General features: G+C 54.7%; 20 protein-coding genes. 19 read left to right on the top strand and 1 reads right to left on the bottom strand.

Annotated features, from left to right (window positions below; genetic code table 11):
- Positions 1-11: 11 nt before the first annotated feature.
- The 4 genes from V4U84_RS13980 (at position 12) to V4U84_RS13965 (ending at position 2,677) form a co-directional block, all read left to right on the top strand.
- Positions 12-695, top strand: a complete 684-nt coding sequence (locus tag V4U84_RS13980) for a hypothetical protein (protein ID WP_334075232.1) — start codon at positions 12-14, stop codon at positions 693-695.
- Positions 696-787: 92 nt separating this feature from the next.
- On the top strand, positions 788-1,237 hold the full coding sequence (locus V4U84_RS13975) for a phage holin family protein (protein ID WP_334075233.1): 450 nt from the start codon (positions 788-790) through the stop codon (positions 1,235-1,237).
- Positions 1,215-2,060 (top strand): glycoside hydrolase family 25 protein, encoded by an 846-nt coding sequence (locus V4U84_RS13970; protein WP_334077359.1) that lies wholly within the window; start codon positions 1,215-1,217, stop codon positions 2,058-2,060. Before V4U84_RS13975 ends, V4U84_RS13970 begins: the two co-directional genes overlap by 23 nt.
- 101 nt (positions 2,061-2,161) lie before the next feature.
- Positions 2,162-2,677: a hypothetical protein gene (locus tag V4U84_RS13965; RefSeq protein WP_334077358.1), complete on the top strand. Its 516-nt coding sequence runs from the start codon at positions 2,162-2,164 to the stop codon at positions 2,675-2,677.
- Positions 2,678-2,728: 51 nt separating this feature from the next.
- On the opposite strand, the gene V4U84_RS13960 is transcribed toward V4U84_RS13965, so the two are convergent.
- The gene (locus V4U84_RS13960) at positions 2,729-2,860 is read right to left on the bottom strand and encodes a hypothetical protein (protein ID WP_334077357.1); all 132 of its coding nucleotides are present in this window, start codon (positions 2,858-2,860) and stop codon (positions 2,729-2,731) included.
- 191 nt (positions 2,861-3,051) lie between these two features.
- Here V4U84_RS13960 and V4U84_RS13955 point away from each other — a divergent pair, with 191 nt between their 5' ends.
- From V4U84_RS13955 to V4U84_RS13885, 15 genes are all read left to right on the top strand, one after another.
- A complete protein-coding gene (locus V4U84_RS13955; protein WP_334077422.1) occupies positions 3,052-3,264 on the top strand; it encodes a hypothetical protein in 213 nt (70 codons plus the stop codon).
- A complete protein-coding gene (locus V4U84_RS13950; protein WP_334075238.1) occupies positions 3,254-3,481 on the top strand; it encodes a hypothetical protein in 228 nt (75 codons plus the stop codon). The genes V4U84_RS13955 and V4U84_RS13950 overlap by 11 nt, the downstream gene beginning before the upstream one ends.
- Positions 3,482-3,621: 140 nt before the next feature.
- Positions 3,622-5,187: a DUF4127 family protein gene (locus V4U84_RS13945; protein ID WP_334077356.1), complete on the top strand. Its 1,566-nt coding sequence runs from the start codon at positions 3,622-3,624 to the stop codon at positions 5,185-5,187.
- 73 nt (positions 5,188-5,260) lie between these two features.
- Positions 5,261-6,373 carry an amidohydrolase/deacetylase family metallohydrolase gene (locus tag V4U84_RS13940; RefSeq protein WP_334077355.1) on the top strand — a complete coding sequence of 371 codons (1,113 nt, stop codon included), beginning with the start codon at positions 5,261-5,263 and terminating at the stop codon, positions 6,371-6,373.
- Positions 6,339-7,442 carry a DgaE family pyridoxal phosphate-dependent ammonia lyase gene (locus V4U84_RS13935; protein WP_334077354.1) on the top strand — a complete coding sequence of 368 codons (1,104 nt, stop codon included), beginning with the start codon at positions 6,339-6,341 and terminating at the stop codon, positions 7,440-7,442. The genes V4U84_RS13940 and V4U84_RS13935 overlap by 35 nt, the downstream gene beginning before the upstream one ends.
- Before the next feature lies 1 nt (position 7,443).
- Complete coding sequence (dagF, locus tag V4U84_RS13930) at positions 7,444-8,199, top strand: 2-dehydro-3-deoxy-phosphogluconate aldolase (protein WP_334077353.1); 756 nt, start codon at positions 7,444-7,446, stop codon at positions 8,197-8,199.
- The gene (locus tag V4U84_RS13925) at positions 8,192-9,208 is read left to right on the top strand and encodes a sugar kinase (protein ID WP_334077352.1); all 1,017 of its coding nucleotides are present in this window, start codon (positions 8,192-8,194) and stop codon (positions 9,206-9,208) included. The genes dagF and V4U84_RS13925 overlap by 8 nt, the downstream gene beginning before the upstream one ends.
- Complete coding sequence (locus V4U84_RS13920; protein WP_334077351.1) at positions 9,208-9,933, top strand: GntR family transcriptional regulator; 726 nt, start codon at positions 9,208-9,210, stop codon at positions 9,931-9,933. The genes V4U84_RS13925 and V4U84_RS13920 overlap by 1 nt, the downstream gene beginning before the upstream one ends.
- A gap of 186 nt (positions 9,934-10,119) precedes the next feature.
- The gene (locus tag V4U84_RS13915) at positions 10,120-11,139 is read left to right on the top strand and encodes a glycoside hydrolase family 130 protein (protein ID WP_334077350.1); all 1,020 of its coding nucleotides are present in this window, start codon (positions 10,120-10,122) and stop codon (positions 11,137-11,139) included.
- A gap of 532 nt (positions 11,140-11,671) precedes the next feature.
- Positions 11,672-12,997 (top strand): extracellular solute-binding protein, encoded by a 1,326-nt coding sequence (locus tag V4U84_RS13910; RefSeq protein WP_334077349.1) that lies wholly within the window; start codon positions 11,672-11,674, stop codon positions 12,995-12,997.
- Positions 12,998-13,115: 118 nt separating this feature from the next.
- On the top strand, positions 13,116-13,991 hold the full coding sequence (locus V4U84_RS13905; RefSeq protein ID WP_334077348.1) for a carbohydrate ABC transporter permease: 876 nt from the start codon (positions 13,116-13,118) through the stop codon (positions 13,989-13,991).
- Positions 13,992-14,008: 17 nt separating this feature from the next.
- Complete coding sequence (locus V4U84_RS13900; protein ID WP_334077347.1) at positions 14,009-14,839, top strand: carbohydrate ABC transporter permease; 831 nt, start codon at positions 14,009-14,011, stop codon at positions 14,837-14,839.
- 32 nt (positions 14,840-14,871) lie between these two features.
- Complete coding sequence (locus V4U84_RS13895; RefSeq protein WP_334075248.1) at positions 14,872-16,644, top strand: sensor histidine kinase; 1,773 nt, start codon at positions 14,872-14,874, stop codon at positions 16,642-16,644.
- Positions 16,634-18,229 (top strand): response regulator transcription factor, encoded by a 1,596-nt coding sequence (locus V4U84_RS13890; RefSeq protein WP_334077346.1) that lies wholly within the window; start codon positions 16,634-16,636, stop codon positions 18,227-18,229. Before V4U84_RS13895 ends, V4U84_RS13890 begins: the two co-directional genes overlap by 11 nt.
- 39 nt (positions 18,230-18,268) lie before the next feature.
- Complete coding sequence (locus V4U84_RS13885) at positions 18,269-20,581, top strand: glycoside hydrolase family 3 N-terminal domain-containing protein (RefSeq protein ID WP_334077345.1); 2,313 nt, start codon at positions 18,269-18,271, stop codon at positions 20,579-20,581.
- The last annotated feature ends 133 nt before the right edge of the window (positions 20,582-20,714 follow it).

The following is a 20,714-nucleotide window of genomic DNA, read 5'->3' as shown; positions in this document are numbered from 1 at the left end:
GGATGATAAATATGGCGAAGGGGATAACTTTGCAGGAATTGGATAGTTTAGCAACAAGTCGATTGGTTGTTAAAGATAGTATGGGGCGTGCTCAGGTAGCGGCTCCAGCAACAGGGAATGATATAGCTTTGAAAAGTACGGTTGATGACGCGGTTGGCCCTCTTTCAGGTTTATTGACAACGGATAAATCCAATGCTGTAGCTGCGATCAATGAGCTTTTTACAAATGTCAGTGATGGGAAAAACGCTGTCGCTTCCGCCATTACTGACAAAGGAGTTCCGGCATCAGGGAGCGAAACGTTAAAGCAACTATCCGAGAAGATTTGGAAAATTCCTACAGGAAAAAGGTTAGCTACTGGAACATTAAGAAGTGCTGATTATATAGCTACAGGTCAGACTTTGTCAGGGACCCGAGTAGTAGTAAATTCACTCGACTTCCGACCCTCTTTAGTCTTTGTTTGGACAAGAGTCTTCTTCCACAATAGGAGTGGTGATGGGATTACTACATTAATTTTGTATGTTCCTGATGTTATTAGTCCATCGAACTATGCTGATAAAAATGGATCAGTTAGCTTTGGTTTTAATATGGTACTTAACTCTAATGGTTTTACATTATCCCTTTATAGGAAAGACACAGAAGGTTCTTTTCACGCAGATGGCACATCAAATAATGTCACATGGTGGGCAATTGAGTAGGTGCATCAGTGCACTGTTTTGCAGAATAAAATTGAGGATGCTCCCATTCAGGGGGCTTTTTCTTTTCCACTAATCCCAAGGAGGCCACCGACATGAAAGACCACTTAGATTACTTCACCACCAGCACAGCCTCTATTGTTGGAGCGATGATGGGTTACATGGTCGGCGGTTGGACCCTTCTCCTCCAGGTTCTACTAGTCTTCGTCATCGCCGACTGGATTACCGGCTGGATCGCCGCCTGGATGAACGGGGAGCTGCGCAGCCGGATCGGGCATGAAGGCATTATTCGCAAGGTCACGATTTTTATCCTGGTCGCCATTGCCAATCTCATTGACGGGATTTTGGGCGAGGGAAATTATATCCGGGATGCCGTGATCTTTTTTTATTTGGCGACGGAACTGCTGTCCATCATCGAAAACGTGGGGCGGATGGGGATTCCCATGCCGGAGGTGCTGCGGAGCGCCGTGAAGATTTTTCAATCCAAAAGCGGAGAAAACAGCGAGGAGGGGACCAAGGATCATGCAGGTAAAAAGCAACCGTAACGCGCGCGGCGTCGACGTCTCCCATTGGCAGGGGGAGGTCGATTGGCCGCAGGTGAAGGCCGCGGGCATCTCCTTCGCATTTATCAAAGCGACCCAGGGAACGGCCTGGGTCGACCCGAAATTTCGCGGCAACGCCGCGGGCGCTCACAAGGCGGGGCTGCTTACCGGCCCCTATCACTTCGTGGACGCGGTCTCGCCCGAAGCCGCGAGGAAGCAGGCGCAGCATTTTGTGCGAACCCTGCAAGGCGTAGGCACGCCCTTTACACTCCCGCCCGTCATGGACTACGAAAACAACCCCGCAGGGTTAAGCCGACCGCAGATCAACCAAATTGCCCGGGCATTTTTGTCCGAGGTGGAGCGTCTGATCGGCATCCGCCCGATCATTTATACGGGGAATGCGTTCGCCCAACAGTTTGACGAAACGCTGCAAAGCTATCCGCTTTGGATCGCGCGCTACAGCTCTGCTGCACCCTATGATGTTCCGGCCTGGAAGAAGTGGGATTTTTGGCAGTATAGCGACAGCGGGCGAATCGCCGGAATTGGCGGGCATGTCGATTTAAACGTGTACCGCGGATCAGTGGAGGAATTGAAGGGAGCATACGCTGCGCTCAATAACCCACGGCAAGAGGAGGAGAATGATATTTCCAAACAGGAACGCAATATTGAGCAGGTCAGCGATTGGGCTGCCAAAGACTGGGCCGAAGCGAAAGCATGCGGCATCTTTGACGGGGAACGCCCCGGGGCACCGTTAACTCGGGAGGAGGCCGCGGTTGCGGTCAACCGGCTGCGGCAGCAAATATTGTCGGCATTGAAGCAAAGCTGAGGCGAAAATTCGAACAAGTGACAAAAAAATAAGACAGCCCCGCCAACCGTCGTGTATAATTTGGAAAAAAGATGCATGATCGGTTGGGGGGCTTTTACGTCGTGTCCAAGTATACTTATGTGAAAATCGTTTCCGGTTTGCCGGTTAAATACCCGGAAAATGAGCTTCAGCTGTTTTTTGACGAAGAGTTTTTGAATGTGGTTGAAGGTAGAAAGAGCGGGCATAAGTGGGTGGTGGAAAATATATTTAAAATCCCGCTTAAGAATATCATTGCCGCATCCGCTGAAGTGGTGAGGAAAGACTACTACGTGGAAGAGGAGTCCGCCAAAACGACGTTCCACAAGGGATTTTTCGAGGACTATGCCGTCACTAAGAAACAAACGGACGTCAAGAAAAAGACGGGATGGATCTTTCCGTACAATATTTCCTTTATCAACTCGCAAGGCGAAGTGGCTTTGGCGCAGTTTTTTTCTCTCGACGGGAGAGAAGGCATGACGAGGGAATTTAACAAGAAGCTGGAACAAAAGCTGCTGCTGATTCCCAAAAGTCCGGAAGTATTGGGCTTTTATAAGTTCATGTACGAGGAGCTCAACAAAAGTAAAGAACGGATCATATAGCGAAACAGAACAGGAGGCCCCCCTTTGCAAGGACGGGCCTCTTCTCCACGCTTAATTTCCCCAGTACACCGAAAACAAAATGTACATTACATATCCGCAGCCCAGCAAAATAGCGAAGGCGCTGATCCACAATACGGCTTTTCCCCAACTGCGGTATCGTTCACCGGGTTTCCACTTTCCCATCGCACTCACTCCTTTTAAATATTTTAAGTTCATCTCCCCGTTTCTAAACGTTAACCATAAGTTCAGAGCCCCTACCCGGCTTTGGTAGGCTCCCCGGCTTCAAAGGAATTGCCGGAAGAACCGGCGATTTTTTCTTGTTGAATAAAGAACGTACGTTCGCATATAATACAAACAGATGTTCTTATTTGGAGATGAGACGAGTGAACAAATACATCGGACGTATCGTAGAGATTATCTACCTGGACCGGAAGGGAAAAGTGTCGCAGCGGCGGATCGAAGTTCATGCGGTCAGAGGCGATTTGGTGCGGGCCACTTGTCTGACCAGCGGGGCGCCCCGGGCTTTTCGGGCCAGCCAAATCCTGGCCTGTTCCCCGGCGAAAGGAGGCGGAAGCCATGCTTCCTGACCTCGAGCGCAAGCTGCTGCGCATCCTGTTTAATTTCACGATCCAGCGCAGAAGGATGCCGATGATGGGCGAACTGGAGCGGATGACCGGCCGGGGCAAAAAAGACATCCTCGAAGGGCTGCGTCAATTGGAGCGGGAACGCTACATTCATTGGCCGAATCCGCCGGAATTGGAAGACATTCTGGTGCTGGAGGCTTTTGAGCGGGGATCTCTCTGAGGTTCCCCCCGGCCTCATTTTTTGGATATTTTCGTAAAATAGTGGGATATTTCTTTGCTGCCGGGAGCGCTAAGATAGCAGTAAGCGTACACTGCGATGAAAACGCTTAATTTCCTAAGCGAAAGGGAGAGAGCGCACTCATGTCAAAAGTGGTTTATCTGCCATTGGACGAAAGACCCTGCAATTACCGGTTTCCGCAGCGGCTTGCCGGGATGACCGATTTACAGTTTGTTGCGCCGGACATCCGGCTCCTGGGGCAAAAAAAGAAACCGGCCGATACGGCGGCGGTGCGGCAGTGGCTTTTGAAGGAAACCGCGGATGCGGACTATCTGCTCGTGTCGATCGACTTGCTGGTTTATGGAGGCATCGTTCCGTCGCGCCTGCATCACCTGACCTTCGAAGAATGTCTGGAGCGCTTGTCCGTGCTCGTAGAAATCAAGAAACGGAGGCCCGGTCTGCGGATTCACGCTTTCAATCTGATCATGCGGGTGCCGAACAACAACAAGGACGAGGAAGAGCCGGACTATTACAAATTTCACGGCGGGCAAATTTTTAGATACAGCTACTTGACTGACAAAGAGAAGCGGGACCGCCTTAGCGAGGCGGAGCGGGAGGAGCTGGAACGGGTAAAAGCCCTGATCCCCCCGGAATATCTGAATGATTTCGTCGGGCGCAGGCAGGTCAACCAGCAGGTCAATCACCATACCTTGGAGCTGGCGCGCGAGGGCGTGATCGACCATTTGGTCATCCCGCTGGACGACAACGCCGAGTACGGCTTTTCCCCCAAGGAGCAGCAGCTTATGATCGGCCGGGCGTGGGAGCTGGGCGTCATGGACCGCGTTATGATCTATCCCGGCGCCGATGAGGTCGGGTGCACGATGTTTTCGCATATTTTTTGCGAGATCAAACGGCACAAGCCGGAAATTTTCGTGCGTTACTCTTCGACGAAAGGCCCGTTCATCAAGCCGAAATACGAGGACCGGAGCCTGAACGAGAGCGTCAAAGCCCATCTGACCGCGGCGGGTGCCGTGCTGGCGGACCATTCCGGCGAAACGCCGCTGGTGCTGATCGTCCATTCGCCGGCCGTCGACCAGGCGGGGATGGCGGAGCAGATCCCTTTCCGGGAGCGGCACCGTTCGTATTTCTCGGAGATTCAGTACCGCGAAATCGTGGAGGCCGCGGAAACCTATCTCCGGAAGGGCAAGCATGTCGCATTGGGCGATGTCGCGACCTGCAATGGCGGCGATCCCGTGCTGATCCAGCTGCTGAGGAGCAAAGGACTGCTGGACCGGTTGACGGCCTATGCGGGCTGGAACACCTCGGGCAACGCCCTGGGCACGGTCATCGCCCATTTCGTCATCGTTTCTTACTATCTGGAGCATCCGGAACAGACGGCCGGAATCGAAACGTTCCGGGAAAGCCGGAAATTTTATTATGAGCGCCTTGTGGAGGATCTTATTTATCAATCCCTCGTCCGCCAGGACATGCTGGAGAACGATCTGCCCGGACTGAACGCGAGCTACTACGAGATAGGTCATTGCCTGGATGAGGTGCAGACGATTTTGGAAGTGAAGATGAAGTGGCTGACGGCGGAATATTTCCAAGACATTCGGGAAGGAGAGATCCGTTTGGCTCGTCTGCATTTTCCATGGACCCGAATGTTTGAGATCGGCTTTGATTTGGAACTGCAATCTCAAACATTATAACGTTATATTTACTTCGGTTACCCCTCATGCTAAATTAAACATTATAATGTTATAAAAGAAAAAGGTGAATATCATGGGAGATTCATGGGTGCTTCGCCGCGTAAAGCGAGTCGGCGGGGAAGAGGTCGATATTGTGATCGACCGCGGCCGGATCGCGGAGATCACGGGGCCCGGTCAGGGCCGCGCTCCGGAGGAACGGGACGGCCAAGGGTTATACGTGTCGAGCGGCTGGATCGATATGCATGTTCATGCGTTTCCCGAGTTCGACCCCTACGGCGACGAGATCGATGAGATCGGTATCCGCCAAGGCGTGACCACGATCGTGGACGCGGGCAGCTGCGGGGCGGACCAGATCGCCGACCTCCTCAAGGACGGGGAGCGGGCGAAGACGCGAGTGTTTGCTTTTTTGAATATTTCGCGCATCGGTTTGAGCCGAGTCGATGAACTGTCGCAGATGGAGTGGATCGACCGGAAAAAAATCAACCAAGCAGTTGATGCCGCCGGGGATTTCATCGTCGGACTGAAGGCCCGCATCAGCCGGAGCGTGGTCGGAGACAGCGGCATAGCGCCGCTGCGCGCGGCGCGGGAGCTGTCCGGGGAAACGGGACTGCCGCTGATGGTCCATATCGGATCGGGGCCGCCGGATATCCGGGAGGTCGTTCCGCTTTTGGCGGGTAGAGATATCATCACGCATTATTTGAACGGGAAGAAGAACAATCTGTTCGATGCCGAGGGTCGTCCACTTCAGGTTTTGGTCGACGCGATCCGGCGGGGCGTTCATCTGGATGTGGGGCACGGTACGGCCAGCTTTTCCTTTCGGGTGGCGGAAGCGGCCAAGCGGTACGGCATAGCGCCGGACACGATCAGCACCGACATCTATCGCGGCAACCGGTTGAACGGGCCAGTGTACAGTATGAGCAGCGTGCTGTCGAAATTTCTTCTTCTGGGATATCCCTTGGAAGAAGTCATCGCGATGGTGACCACGCGGGCCGCGGCCTGGCTGGGCAAACCGGAGCTTGCGCGCATACGCGCGGGAGAGACCGCCAATCTGACGCTGTTCAGTCTGGACGAAGGTCCGGCGGTGCTGCGCGATTCGGAGGGCGAAGAGCGGCAGGCAGAGCAAATTATTCGAGCCAAGGGAGTTGTGATGAATGGGGAATTCATGGAATGCGAAATATGGCCTTAAGCGCGTGATCAACGCCAGCGGGCGCATGAGTATTCTCGGGGTATCCGCGCCGAGCGATACAGTGATGGAAGCCATGAAGCAAGGCGGACAAAGCTATGTCGAAATCGCCGATCTGGTGGATAAGGCGGGGGATTACATCGCGAACAAGATCGGCTCCGAGGCGGCCGTCGTCGTCAATTCGGCGTCCAGCGGCATCGCTCTTTCCGTGGCCGCGCTCGTCACGCGGGGAAATCGGCGGCTCAGCGAACGGCTGCACCAGGAATTCATCATCCGCAATGAAATCATCCTGCTCAAGGGTCACAACGTACAGTACGGCGCTCCCGTCGAGACCATGGTTCATTTGGGAGGCGGCCGGCTGGTGGAAGTCGGGTATGCCAATGAAGGGAAGGCGGAGCATATCGCCGACGCCGTGAACGACAATACCGCGGCGATCCTGTATGTGAAATCCCATCATACGGTCCAGAAAAACATGATTTCCGTCGAAGAAGCCTGGCAGGTGGCTCAGGACAAAGAAGTCCCCCTTATCGTCGACGCGGCGGCCGAAGAGGACTTGCGGAAGTATGTGGCGTGCTCGGATTTGGCGATTTACAGCGGCTCCAAAGCGATCGAAGGTCCCACCTCGGGCATCGTGGCCGGGAAGCGTCAATACATCGACTGGCTCAAGGTGCAGCTGCATGCCATCGGGCGCAGTATGAAGGTCGGCAAGGAAACGATCTTCGGTCTTCTGCAGGCCCTGGATGAATACATGGTCAAAGAAGATAAGAGCGAACAGGAAAAAGCGTCGCTGCAAGCGTTGATGGCGCTGAACGACATTCCCGGGGTCCGGGTGACGATCGTGCAGGATGAAGCCGGACGGGCCATTTACCGCGGGCGCGTTCATATCGATCCGGCGGCCGTCGGCGTATCCGCCAAGGAAGTCGCCGCGGCTCTTCAGCAGGGGGACATCGCCATATATACGCGGGATTACGGGGTAAGACAGGGGTATTTCGATATAGATCCCCGGCCTCTGCTGGGGGACGACATCCAGGTGATCGAGTCCGAAATCCGAAAATTGACGGGAGGTAAGTGAGATGTCGCAAATCGCAAAGCGTTTCTATAAGGATCGTGTGGCCTTAAATGTACTGGCGAAGGATATCGCCAACGCCAAGGAGGTGTTTGCGGCGGCGGAAGGCCATGTTTTGGTGGGGGTGCTTTCCAAGGCTTATCCCACGGTCGAAGAAGCCGTGGCCGCGATGAAGGCCTACGGCAAGGAAATCGATGAAGCGGTCTCCATCGGCCTCGGCGCGGGAGATAACCGGCAGGCGGCCGTCGTGGCGGAGATCGCCAAGCATTACCCGGGGAGCCATATCAACCAGGTGTTTCCGGCGGTAGGAGCGACCCGGGTCAACCTCGGCGGGAAGGACAGCTGGATCAACAGCCTGGTGTCCCCGACCGGGCGTCCGGGGTACGTGAACATTTCCACGGGGCCGGTCAGCGCGGCCGGCGGGGAAGCCGCGATCGTACCGGTCTCTGCGGCGATTGCGCTCGTGCGCGATATGGGAGGCAACGCGCTCAAATATTTCCCGATGCAGGGCCTTAGCCGGGAAGAGGAGTACCGGGCGGTCGCTTCGGCCTGTGCCGAGGAAGGTTTTGCGCTGGAGCCGACTGGCGGCATCGATATGGACAATTTCGAGACCATTTTGCGCATCGCCCTGGAGGCGGGCGTAAGGCAGGTCATTCCTCACGTGTATTCCTCCATTATCGACAAGGAGACGGGCGAAACCCGGGTTCAGGACGTACGCGCCCTGCTCGGCACGATGAAAAAGTTGGCGGATACCTATGCCTAAACGGATCGCGGCGTTCGGCGAAGTCATGATGCGCCTTCAGGTGCCGGGGGTTGAGCTGCTTTCGCAATCCAGCGTCCTGAATTACTCTTTTTCCGGGACCGGCGTAAATATCGCCTCGGCGTTATCCCGGTTCGGCCATGCCGGGTACCTCGTCACCCGCCTGCCTGCCGGACCGCTCGGCGACGCGGCGGCGGCTTATTTGCGGAAGCTCGGAATCGGCGCGGATTTCGTGCAGCGGGGCGGCAGCTATCTGGGCATGTATTTTTTGGAGAACGGCTTCGGCGTCCGGCCGAGCCGGGTTACCTATACCAACCGGCAGGAGAGCAGTTTCAACACCGCGCCGGAAGGGACCTATGATTGGGCAAGCATCGCGGCCTCCGTCGACGCGGCCCATTTTTGCGGCATCACGCTGGCCATGAACGACGGTGTCCGCGGCCATATGCTGGCCATGGCTCAAGCCGTCAAAAAGCGGGGAGGAGCGGTGGTGTTTGACTGCAACTACCGTCCCTCGCTCTGGGGAGAGCGGGGCTACCTCGCCGCACGGCCGCATTATGAACGAATGCTGGAGCTTTCGGACATTGTCTTGATGAATGAGAAGGACGCCATGCTCACCCTCGGCATGAATACGGAGAAGGAGACGAGGGAGGACCGGCTTAAGGCGCTGATTCCGGCGGTGGCCGACAAATTCGCAATCAGGGTCATTGCCGGAACGAACCGGGATATCCACGCGGATAATTCCCACTCCCTGCGCGGCTTTATTTACAAAGACGGGCAATTTGCGTTTTCCCGGCGGCTGACCTTTTCCGTCCATGATCGGATTGGAGCCGGAGACGCTTTTGCCAGCGGCATCATCCACGGGGAACTGGAGGGCTTTCCGCCGGAGCGGTCCGTGAACTTCGCGGCTGCGGCGGGGATGCTGGCCCATACGGTCACCGGCGATACCCCGATGGCTTCGGAGGCGGAGGTGTTCCGGGCGATCGACAGCCGTATAGGCGATGTGGAAAGGTAGTGGAAGTGAACATGAGCTTGTCCCGAAAAGACCGGCCGTTATATTTGCAAATCAAACAAATTTTGAAGGATCGTATTTTGCACGGCGTTTACGCGCTGGGAAGCAACATTCCGTCCGAACCGCTGCTCGAGAGAGAATTTTCCGTCAGTAAAATAACCGTGCGCGCGGCGATCAGTGAACTGGTTCAGGAAGGCTATTTGGAGAAAGGCAGCGGGAAGGGTACGAAAGTCATCCGGAATAAAGCGGCCTCCAAACTGTCGAAGGGGAAGCATTTCACGGAAATTCTCGTGGAATCCGGACACCGGATCCGCAAGCGGTGGCTGCGGACGGAAATCGTGTCGAACGAGGAAGGAACGGAATTGTACCGGGCGTTCGGCACGCGCTGCTTGAGGATGGAGCGCCTTTATGATTTGAACGATCAGCCGTATATTTTTTACGTGCACTATTTGACCATCGAGCTTGAAGGCCTGGAACTGGCCGATATGAAAGATCAATCGTTGTATGAGCTGCTGGAAGAGCAGGGCTTGTCCCTGGACCGGCTGCGGGACGAATTCGGCGTAGAGTTGGCCGGGCCCGAGGTGGCGAAAATGCTGGATCTGGAGGCGGGAACCCCCGTCCTGAAACGCAGCCGCTATTCCCGTGACGGACGGGGAAGGATTATCGAGCTGAGCATCGGCTATTACAATACAGGGCTGCAGAATTACATCGTGAACTATGACGTGTAAAAGTGAGCCTGTGTGGGCTTGCCTATAAGCGACGGGACGGATTGGCAAGGGCGCCAAGCGGTCCCGCTTTTTTGTTTCCCAAAAAACACCCCTATTATTCGGACGTTTTCTAAAGTCTACAGGATATTTTGCATTTTGAATGCGCTTTATAATAACCCTATAAGTGGTTCAAGAGGAGGCATTCAGATGAAGATTAAGAGACATCCGGATAATCCGATCGTGGTCCCTGGGGGTTATGAATGGCGGATGGTAACCGTTTTCAACCCTGCGGTGATTATCGATAACGGTAAGTTCTATATGATCGAAAGGACGGCCGGATCGCTGACACCTTGCAAAAATTACCTGGGCCTGCTGGAAAGCGAGGACGGCGTTCACTTTACGCACGTCAAGGACGAGCCCATCGTGTCGCCGGATATGCTGGGATTTCCGTACGGGAGCGTGCAGGATCCGCGTATTGTCAAAATAGAGGATACCTTTTATTTGAACTATGCGCTGCGTCCGTGTGCGATGAGCTATTACCCGACGGGCCGGGGCGTACCCGAGCGTTCCATCCCGAAATACCCGGACGGTTGGGGCGAGCAGGAAGGGCACTGGCTGACGCGTTCTTCGATTCTGGCCTCCAAAAATCTCGTGGATTGGGAGTTTTTGGCCGATACGACGCCGCTGGATATTAATGATCGGGACAATATTTTATTCCCGGAAAAAATCAACGGCCGCTACGTGCTGCTCCGCCGCCCCGAGGAATATGTCGGCGAAAAATACGGCACGGAAAAAGCCGGGATGTGGATCACCTATTCCCACGACCTGATTCATTGGGATGAACCGAAGCTGCTGGCCAAAGGGGAAAATCCCGCTTGGGAGTCTCGGAAAATCGGCGGATCGACGCCGCCGGTGAAAACGGACCGCGGCTGGCTGGTCCTTTACCACGGGGTGGATGACGAAGTCGTGTACCGGGTCGGAGCTATGCTGCTGGATTTGGAGAACCCGGAAAAAATCATCGCCCGGACGCGGAATTTTATCATGGAGCCGGAAACTTATTACGAGAAGTTCGGGTATCAGATTCCCAACGTCATCTTCCCGACGGGCAATGTGGTGAAGGACGGACTGCTGTACATTTACTACGGGGTAACCGACACGGCGATCGCGCTGGCCACAGTCCCGCTGGACGAGCTGGTCGATTATATTTTGAACGAGCCGGAAAATTAAATAACAGTAAACATGGAACTGACCGCCGCAGCGCGGTTACTTTCCAAAGTGGTTTGTAACCGCTTACCGTATGCTTGAAATAACGCGAGAGGGGGTGGGGGGAGTTAACGGGAAAACCTCCCGTTAACTTGGTGATTATGCGGCTACAGAAGCAAATTAGCTGGAAAACCTCCTGCTAATTCATCTGAAATTGGGTTATCGACGGTTAGGGCCGCGAAATAGATGGAGTTTTTCCAGCTAAATCAAGACCAAGGTACAATAGCAGAAAATTAACGGGAGGGTTTCCCGTTAATTAAATGGCCAAGCGTCCAGCCCGCCAATGTTCTAGTTCACCCATGTTATATTATGTTATATTTCATTACGTATAATTATAACTTATCTTAATTAATTTGGATATTATCGTAAATTTATGGGATATAGACAAATAAGGAACAGATTTATAATCACTTATATAACGAATTAAGGCAAGAAAAACATCATGATTTGTTAGATTTTATTTATCGATTCCAATATCACGAAAAGAGGGTTGGTTATGAACAAAACAAACAAAAGCAAGAAAATGCTGCTTCTAGGTCTGGTCGCGCTGCTTACACTTTTTACCGCAGCTTGTGGCAAGAACGATGCACAGGGCAGCGGCGGAAGCGGCGGAAGCGGTGCCGGAACGGAGTCCGAGAAGATTACGCTGAACATGATGCATCCCTGGACTTCGCCAAACGTTGACAATGAAGTATACAAAGCCCGGATCGCGGAATTCGAAAAGCAGCATCCCAATATCGTGATTAAGCAGGACGGCGTCCCCGCCGCCCAGTACAAAACCAAGCTTCGCACCCTGGCCGCCGGAAACAACCTGTCCGATATCAATGTCGTATGGCCGGGAGCCGACCTTGACCCGCTGGTGGCCGGGAATTTGCTGCAGCCGATTAACGATCTGATGGAAAATTGGACCTCCATTCTTCCGGAGAGCGCGCTAACCGGTTTCAACGTGGACGGCCAACAATATGCGGTTCCGACCAAACAGACTTTTGTCGACATTATTTACTACAATAAAGAAATGTTTGCCCAAGTTGGCTACGATCAATTCCCGGACACTTACGATAAATTTATCGATGCGGTCAAAAAGCTGAAAGCGGCGGGCATCACGCCGATTTCTCTGGGCAATAAGGAGCAATGGCCGCTGCAATCGTCCTATATTTCGATTATTGGCGACCGCTTTACGGGCAGTGATTTCCTGCCGGCCGTCCTGGCGGGGAAAGCGAAATTTACCGATCCGGAATTTGTTAAAGCGCTGGCTGTTGTCGATGAACTGACGAAATTGGACGCCTTCAACACCGACGCGAACAATATGGATTCGGTTCAGGCGCAGGACTATTTTATTCAGGGAAAAGCGGCCATGCACATCTCCTCCTCCACGGTTGACGGCAGAGTGCGGATTACCAACAGCGAAGGGGAGAAATTCGGGATCGCCCTGTTCCCGAGCGTGAACGGCGGCAAAGGCGATCCGGCCAAGAGCGCCGGTGTGGTGCAGTACGGCATTTCGATCAAGAGCGGATTGGATGAGAAGAAACGCCAGGCGGCCGAGGAGTTTTTGAAGTTCTTCGTGAACGAAGACCTCTACAAAGAATTGATCCGAAATGGCATCGTGGTGCCGGCGAAGGTGGAAATTCCCGAGGATGCCAGCAAATATTTGAAAGAGATGCTGGAATTGACGGGCAACGGCACGGCACCGGTATTTGACAGCGTCGTTCCGACCCAGGTGGTGGATGTGCTCCAAAACGGATTGCAAGCGCTGACGGTAGGCCGGGGAACGCCGGAAGAGTTGGCGAAGGAAGTCCAGGAAGCGATGGATAACCTGAACTGACCTAGGCGGAGCAAACAATCATCCGAAGCAGAATCCGCAGCCGATGAAGAAAACCCGATAAACCGGGTTTTCTTCATTCCTCGGGTTTGAAAACGGGAGGGATAAAGGAGGAAACCGAATGCAGACCTTAAAGGGGACCAAATTTGCGATTTTTCTTGGCTTGTTCCCGGCGCTGGTGATTTATCTGGGGATTGCCATCGTTCCGATCGGGTTGTCGCTGTACTACTCGGTGATGAACTGGAACGGGATCGGCACGATGACCTTTGCCGGTTTCGATAATTATTTGAAAATTTTAACTGACGACACCTTCTGGCTGTCGGTGAAGAACAACGTCATCATCATGGTCACCGGCCTGATCGGCCAACTCCCGCTGGGCCTGCTCCTGGCGCTACTGCTCAACCGCGGGCTGAAGGGCTCGGGGATCTTCCGGACGATCGGATTTATGCCCGTCGTCATTTCCTCGGTCATGGTTTCCCTGATCTGGGGCATGGTGTACAACACGGAATACGGCATGTTGAACAATTTGCTCAGTATGGTCGGGCTGGACGGCTGGCGACGGAATTGGCTGGGCGATTCGACATGGTCGATGCTGTCGATCAGCATCGCGTACATCTGGCAGAATTGCGGGTTGTACATGGTTATTTTCCTGGCCGCGCTGCAAAATATTCCGGAGGAAGTGAACGAGGCGGCCGAGCTCGACGGGGCTACCGGGTGGAGACGGACGCTCCGCATTACGATTCCGATGATCCGGGGAACGATTATGGTGGGCGTCGTGTACAGTATCAGCAACTCCTTCCGGGTGTTCGACCTGATTCAGATTTTGACGGGCGGAGGCCCGGCGCATCAGACGGAAGTCATGACGATTTACATGTACAACAGCGCGTTTATCAATATGCGTTACGGCTACGGAAGCGCGGTGTCCATTTTGGTTCTGCTCTTTAGTTTAATCGTCATTTCCGTGATCAACCGGCTCGGCCGGGAGAAAGAGGCTTAGGGAAGGAGGGACGCGGGATGAAAAGAAAGTCGGGCTTGTTCCGGTTATTCGCATACACATTTTTGTGCCTGTTCGCTATTATTAATGTAATTCCTCTCTTCTGGATGGTGGTCAACTCCTTCAAGACCGAGCAGGAATACGCCGCGGGGCCGTTTTCGTTTCCGAAAACCCTGCAGTTCGCCAATTACGCAAAGGCCTGGGAAGTGGCGAATATGAACGTTTACTTTTTAAACAGTATCATTATTACTTTCGCCTCCCTGATCATAACCGTGCTTCTCGGGGCGCTGGCCGCTTATTTTCTGTCCCGGTTTAAATTTAAGCTGCGCGGGCTGACTTACGGGGCATTCTTGCTGGGAATGCTGGTGCCGATTCATGCCACCCTGATCCCGATCTTCCTGATCATGCAGAAGCTCCGTCTGCTCGATACCTATTGGTCGCTGGTTTTGCCTTATACGGCGTTTCACTTATCGTTGACCGTGTTTATCCTGGAAGGGTTCATGCGCAGCTTTCCCAGGGACCTCGAAGAATCGGGAGTTATGGACGGAGCGGGCGTGTACCGTATTTTCTGGTCGATCATATTGCCGATCACGAGACCGGCGCTGGCTACGGTTATTATTTTGAATTTTATATATAATTGGAACGAGTATTTGTTCGCGCTCGTCCTGATCACTTCAACGGAACTTAAGACGCTGCCGCTTGGGCTGGCCAACTTCGTCGGCATTGAAACCGCCAGCCTGACCCTGCAGATGGCGGCGCTCACGATCGCGTTGATTCCGATCCTGATTTTCTATCTGCTGCTGCAGAAACAACTGGTCAACGGGATGACGGCGGGAGCGGTCAAGGGCTGATCCGGGGAGGCATACGAAAGGGAAGAGTCACCATGAAGAGACATTACCGAAAATATCTGGGGAACTTCGGACTGAAGCGGAAAGCGCTGGTGATCTTCCTGCTGTTTGTGATCCTGCCGACATTTGGCGTCGGCGTTGTGGTGCAGTACAAGTTTAATCAAATTTTGAGGGATCAGTTTGTGAACTCCACGAAGCGAAATTTGGACAATGTGGCCAATCAGCTCGAAGAGCAAACGAGAAGGGTCGAGGACATCGCCAACTATCTGATCCTGAGTCCGGACATGCGGTCGTTTCTGAGAAGCTCCCCACCGCTCACCAGCGATCAGCGGGACAAGCTCAAGAAGAATATTGAAGAATTTCTTACCTTCCAGCTCATGTCGCGAAGCTATATCCGTTCGATCGAAATCGCCGGTTACAACGGAAGTTTTATCGAGATGGGCGAGCCGTTCCACGGTGACGAGTCCCGATGGGAACGACAAGCTGAGGCCCGTAAAGGCGGAATTAGTTGGACGGAAGGATACAGCTTGAATAGTGATTGGAATGGAGGGGTCCGAATTCTCTCCATGTTCCGGATTTTGAATTCCTACAGTGAAATCACGAAACCGACGGGCCGGCTGACCATCCGGATGGATGAGGCGAGCATCGTGGATTTACTGGAAAAAGGAATTTTCGAGGACGGGGCGGGGACGGTCTTTATCATCGGTCCCGAAGGGCGGGTGATCCTGCGGTCGAAGGATGAACTGGGCGATCGTTTTGTTCCCGATGAAGCGATGTTGGGCAAGCTTGACTCGGGGCAGGAAGGATTTTTTTTCTATCAGGTAAACGGAAAAGCCTATATGACTTTGTTCTCCTCCATGGATAACACCGGCTGGAATATCGTGGCCATGATCCCCGAGACGACGGTGTCGGAAGAGTTTAAGGGCGTCAAACTGCTGATGCTGCTTATTCTGGGTGCCATCCTGCTGCTTGGTCTTACCGCGCTGATCGGGTTCCACTATACGATTATCATGCCGATTCTGCGGCTAAAGAAAGAAACGTACCGGGTGACGCACGGCGATTTCACGGTACGCGTCCCGATCGAATCCAGGGATGAAATCGCGGAATTGAACCATAAATTCAACGAGATGGTCGCGACGATTCAGCGGTTGATCGAGCATAAGTACAAGCTGGAGCTGCGGGAGCGCGAATCCGAGCTCAAGCTGCTGCAAAATCAGATGGACCCCCATTTTCTGTACAACACGCTGGATATGATAAGATGGACAGCCAGGCTGGAAAAGGCGGAGAAGTCCAGCCAGCTGATCGAAATGCTGTCGAAGTTTTTCCGTTCCAGCGTCAATAACGGCAGTTATAAGACAACCCTGCGCCGGGAGATGGAGTTTGTACAGTCCTATCTGTACCTTCAGCAGCGGCGTTTGGGGGATAAGCTGAAATATGCACTGTATACGGAAGCGGGCCTGGAGGATACCTTGATGCTGAAAGCTACCATTCAACCGCTGGTAGAGAATTTTTTGAAGCATGGCTTTGACCGGACCAAGGCGGTCAACGAAATCAGGGTGCACTGTTATGCGGCCCACGGCGAGATCTGGATCGATGTCATCGATAACGGGAAAGGGATGGATCAAGGCTCCAGGAAAAAAGGAGACAAGCAGGGGGCGATGTCCAACATTCACGAGAGGTTGTCGATTTTTTTCGGATCGGAATACGGTTTGGAGGTCATCAGCACTTCCGCCCAGGGGACGTGGATACGCTTGAGGGTTCCCGCGGGAGAAAGTCAAGATCATGGTGGTGAGCGTCATGAACAATAAACTGGAGAGAAAAAGCGGCTTGGTGAACATGCTGATCGTGGATGACGAGCCTGTCATTTGCGAAGGCTTGCGCTGTACGATCGACTGGGAGAAGCTTGGCGTCCGGGTGGTCGGCGAAGCTTATGACGGAACGGAAGCGCTGCGGCTCGTTCAGGAACACGGGGTAGATCTCGTACTGTCCGATATCCGCATGGAGGGGATGGACGGGCTGCAATTGACAAAGTGTCTGAAGGAGCGGTTTCCGGAAGTCCGCGTGGTCATGATCAGCGGGTATGAGGATTTTGAGTACGCCCGGCAAGCGATTCGGTTGGGGGTCAGCGATTATCTGCTCAAACCGGTGGAGATCGACGAATTGACCGATGTGGTAAAAAAAGTCGTCCTGTCGCTCGGGTCCGCAGCGAAAGAAGGGAGCGTTCGCGAAATCGAACTGTGGCTGTCGAATATGGCCCGCCATGGCACCGCTTACGGCAAGCAAGCCCCCTCCTCTTTGCGCGGCGCGCAGTTCCGGATCTTGGCGACGCAGCTCGACCGTTTTTACGAGCGGTTTGGCGAGCACCCGCCTGAAGGGTACGAAGAGATCCAGGAGGCCTGGATCGATCAACTGCATGCCGCAATCACGCGTCCGTTTCTCCGCGCGGTTTCCGTTTTTGACCATGAGAACTTGCTCATTACACTGGTCGTATCCGATGTGCACATGGATCGGGCCACGTGGGACCCGTGGCTCGAGGCCTTGCGCCCGAAGCTCCGGGAAGCCCAGCTATACTGCGGCATGTCGGAGCCGTATGACGACCTTGAGGAAACGGCCAGCCGCTGCGGCGAAGCCGGCGGACTGCTCCCTTTCCATGTGCTGGAGAACAAGACTATTCTGCTGCCGGAAGATCGGAAAGCTGCCGCGCGCGACCGGTCGATTCCCGCCTTCGACGCGGCCGACGCGGCGCAGCGTCTGATGACGGCGATGCTGAGGCAGGATGCGGCGGGGATCGACGCCCGGGTTGCCGAGCTATTTTGTTTTTTCCGCCAAGAAGGTTTTTTGCCCGAAGAAATCTGGCGCTTGTACGAAGAAATGTCCGCTTTGCTCCGGCAGCGGCTGCGCAAAAGCGGAATGACCGAGCTGGAATACGGGCACCGCGGAGCATTGGATTTGAATATTTTTAACACCTACGGTTCCCTGGCAGACGCCGTCCGGGAAGAAATGCGCCAACTGATGGAGCAAATCGAGCGGCATGGCATCGATAAATCCTATTGGATCATCGAGAAGGCGAAGAGATATATGAACGAGCAGAACGGTACGGATTTGAAAGCTTCCGAGGTGGCGGCTTGGTTGAAAATTACACCGAGCTATTTCAGTTATATTTTCAAACAAGGAACGGGAAAAAGCTTTACGGAATACATGAACGAAATGCGGATGGAACAGGCCAAAACTTTGCTGGCTACCACGCACGACAAGGTTTTTGAAATCGCGGACAAGGTAGGTTACAAGGAATACAAGTATTTCGTCTCCGTGTTCAAATCGTATACGGGGATGACGCCGAAGGAATATCGCGGGCTCAGCGCGTCCAAAGATGCGGCAGCCGAGATCGACTGAGGACCTGCACTACTTGTTGTGAAGCGAGGGAGACGTGGAATGGAAAAGTACAAATCGCCCCGCGTGGCGGAAGAGGAACGCATCGACGATCTGCTCGGCAGAATGACGCTGGCCGAAAAAGTGGGACAATTAAACCAGCGGATGTACGGCTGGAACGCTTACCGCAAGATGGGAGACGGATACGAGCTTACGGAAGAGTTCAAAAAGGAAGTGGCCTGGGGCGGAGGAATGGGGGCCCTTTACGGATTGTTCCGGAGCGATCCCTGGTCCGGCGTGGACTACCGCAACGGCATTCCGGCCGCGGACAGCGCCAAGGTGGCCAATATGGTGCAGCGGTACGTTATCGAGCATTCTCGGCTCGGGATTCCCGTTCTGCTCGCCGAAGAGTGCCCCCATGGGCATCAGGCCCTGGACGGAACGATGCTGCCGGTCAATTTGGGCGTCGGCTCGACTTGGAACCCGGCGTTGATGAAGCGGGCCTACGGCATGGTCGCCTCCGAAATCCGCAGTCGCGGCGCCCATGTGGGCCTGGTCTCGGCGCTGGATATTCTTCACGATCCGCGCTGGGGACGTTCCGAAGAATGCTTCGGCGAGGATCCGTATTTGGCCGCCAGGTTTACCGAGGCGGCCGTTTGGGGCATGCAGGGCGGAGGCCCGGGCGATCTGGCCGGGAGCGATAAATTGGCGGTGGTCCTCAAGCATTTATGCGCGCAAGGCACCGCCCTGGGGGGACGTAACGCCGGCCCGGCTCCGATCGGCGAGCGCGAGCTGCGCGAAATCCATCTGCCCGGCGCCAAAGCGGGGAAAGATGCGGGTGCGGCCGGTTTCATGGCCGCCTATAACGAGATCGACGGCATTCCCTGCCATGCGAACGAGCGTCTCCTGACCGGGATTTTGCGGGAGGAATGGGATTTTGACGGCATCGTTATGGCGGACGGATGTGCGGTTGACCGGCTGCTGGCGCTGACGGGAAGCCATGAGTCCGCCGCTGCGCTTGCACTGTCATCAGGGGTCGATCTAAGCTTGTGGGATACGGCGTTTTCAACGCTGGAAGAGGCGGTGAAGCAGGGCCTTATTTCGGAGGCGTTGATCGACCGGGCGGTGCGGCGGGTGCTGCGGCTGAAATTCAGACTGGGTTTGTTCGATCGCCCCTATGTCAGTGAAATGCGGGCGATCTCGGTCGTCGGCAAACCGGAGCTCCGCGAAGTGAATCTGCAGGTGGCCCGCGAATCGGCCGTGCTGCTTAAAAACGAGGGAGGACTGCTGCCTCTTGGGCCGAAGTCCGCGAGAATCGCGGTGATCGGCCCCAATGCCGACAGCTTGTACAACCAGTTGGGCGACTATACGAGCGTTCAACGCGAGGGAATCGGCACGACGGTTCTTGAAGGAATCCGGATGATGGCGCCGGAAGGTACGGAGATCGTCTACGCCCGGGGCTGCGGTATCCGCGACGGGTCCGAAGACGGCTTGACGGAGGCCGTGGAGGCCGCGAAGGGCGCGGATGTATGCGTATTGGTGCTGGGCGGCAGCAGTGCGCGCAGGTTTGACGGCATTTTTGACAGCAACGGAGAAGCTGTGGTCGGCGAAGGAGGAAATCCCGCGGAGATGGATTGCGGGGAAGGCGTCGATCTGGCGGATCTTTCGCTCGGCGGGCTTCAAGCCCGATTGGTCAGGGAAGTGGCGGCAACGGGAACTCCGGCGGTTGCCGTACTGATTCAAGGCCGGCCGCATGTGATCGCCGATTGGGAGAACAGCTGCGGGGCGGTCCTCTGCGCCTGGTATCCCGGAACAGAAGGGGGCCGGGCGATCGGAGAGCTTTTGTTCGGCGGGGCGAACCCCAGCGGCAAGCTGCCGGTCTCCCTTCCCCGTTCTTCCGGACAACTCCCGGTTTACTATAATCAGAAAGATCCCGGCCGGCCAAGGGTCTATGTGGATATGCCCTCGGCGGCGCTGTATCCGTTCGGTTACGGGTTGAGTTACACGGAATTCGAGTATGGAGAGCCGCGCCTGTCGCAGCCCGACATTTCCGTAGCCGCTCTGGAGGAGGGCAGCAGAGTAGCCGTAACGGTAAGGCTGCAAAACAAGGGGAGCCGGATCGGAGCGGAAACCGTTCAGCTGTATATCCGGGCCCGCGAATCGGGAATTACCCGCCGCCTCGCCGAGCTTAAAGCGTTCCGGAAGTTGGAGCTTGCTCCGGGCGAACAGCGCGATATCACGTTCAGCTTGGGTAAGGAAGAGCTGGCCGTCTGGAAGCCGGATATGACATTCGGCGTGGTCCCCTGCCGGGTCACCATTATGGTGGGCGGGAACTCCAGGGATACGAGGGGCGTGGAATTGTGGGTTACGGGTTAGCCGCTTTTCCTGCATTTTAGCATCTTTTTGGCCCAAATCGGCATTTGTCCGGCTAGGGGGCTGGTGCAAAGCAATCAGATACGAAAGTTGAAAGTGAAAATAAAGCGCTTGCAAAACCTGCGGGGAATGGGGA

Origin of the sequence: Paenibacillus sanfengchensis (assembly GCF_036864765.1) — a bacterium.
Taxonomy (GTDB): domain Bacteria; phylum Bacillota; class Bacilli; order Paenibacillales; family Paenibacillaceae; genus Fontibacillus; species Fontibacillus sanfengchensis.
Note: the sequence above shows the minus strand (reverse complement) of the source record. Positions and strands in the feature narration are given on the sequence as shown.

What these genes read in the sequence shown, in the direction of transcription:
- V4U84_RS13950 (WP_334075238.1), top strand. Translation starts at nt 3,254, where the DNA reads ATGCTTCCTGACCTCGAGCGCAAGCTGCTGCGCATCCTGTTTAATTTC.
- V4U84_RS13970 (WP_334077359.1), top strand. Translation starts at nt 1,215, where the DNA reads ATGCAGGTAAAAAGCAACCGTAACGCGCGCGGCGTCGACGTCTCCCAT.
- V4U84_RS13910 (WP_334077349.1), top strand. Translation starts at nt 11,672, where the DNA reads ATGAACAAAACAAACAAAAGCAAGAAAATGCTGCTTCTAGGTCTGGTC.
- dagF (WP_334077353.1), top strand. Translation starts at nt 7,444, where the DNA reads ATGTCGCAAATCGCAAAGCGTTTCTATAAGGATCGTGTGGCCTTAAAT.
- V4U84_RS13940 (WP_334077355.1), top strand. Translation starts at nt 5,261, where the DNA reads ATGGGAGATTCATGGGTGCTTCGCCGCGTAAAGCGAGTCGGCGGGGAA.
- V4U84_RS13895 (WP_334075248.1), top strand. Translation starts at nt 14,872, where the DNA reads ATGAAGAGACATTACCGAAAATATCTGGGGAACTTCGGACTGAAGCGG.
- V4U84_RS13890 (WP_334077346.1), top strand. Translation starts at nt 16,634, where the DNA reads ATGAACAATAAACTGGAGAGAAAAAGCGGCTTGGTGAACATGCTGATC.
- V4U84_RS13885 (WP_334077345.1), top strand. Translation starts at nt 18,269, where the DNA reads ATGGAAAAGTACAAATCGCCCCGCGTGGCGGAAGAGGAACGCATCGAC.
- V4U84_RS13900 (WP_334077347.1), top strand. Translation starts at nt 14,009, where the DNA reads ATGAAAAGAAAGTCGGGCTTGTTCCGGTTATTCGCATACACATTTTTG.
- V4U84_RS13955 (WP_334077422.1), top strand. Translation starts at nt 3,052, where the DNA reads ATGAGACGAGTGAACAAATACATCGGACGTATCGTAGAGATTATCTAC.
- V4U84_RS13975 (WP_334075233.1), top strand. Translation starts at nt 788, where the DNA reads ATGAAAGACCACTTAGATTACTTCACCACCAGCACAGCCTCTATTGTT.
- V4U84_RS13935 (WP_334077354.1), top strand. Translation starts at nt 6,339, where the DNA reads ATGGGGAATTCATGGAATGCGAAATATGGCCTTAAGCGCGTGATCAAC.
- V4U84_RS13945 (WP_334077356.1), top strand. Translation starts at nt 3,622, where the DNA reads ATGTCAAAAGTGGTTTATCTGCCATTGGACGAAAGACCCTGCAATTAC.
- V4U84_RS13960 (WP_334077357.1), bottom strand. Translation starts at nt 2,860, where the DNA reads ATGGGAAAGTGGAAACCCGGTGAACGATACCGCAGTTGGGGAAAAGCC.
- V4U84_RS13905 (WP_334077348.1), top strand. Translation starts at nt 13,116, where the DNA reads ATGCAGACCTTAAAGGGGACCAAATTTGCGATTTTTCTTGGCTTGTTC.
- V4U84_RS13915 (WP_334077350.1), top strand. Translation starts at nt 10,120, where the DNA reads ATGAAGATTAAGAGACATCCGGATAATCCGATCGTGGTCCCTGGGGGT.
- V4U84_RS13925 (WP_334077352.1), top strand. Translation starts at nt 8,192, where the DNA reads ATGCCTAAACGGATCGCGGCGTTCGGCGAAGTCATGATGCGCCTTCAG.
- V4U84_RS13980 (WP_334075232.1), top strand. Translation starts at nt 12, where the DNA reads ATGGCGAAGGGGATAACTTTGCAGGAATTGGATAGTTTAGCAACAAGT.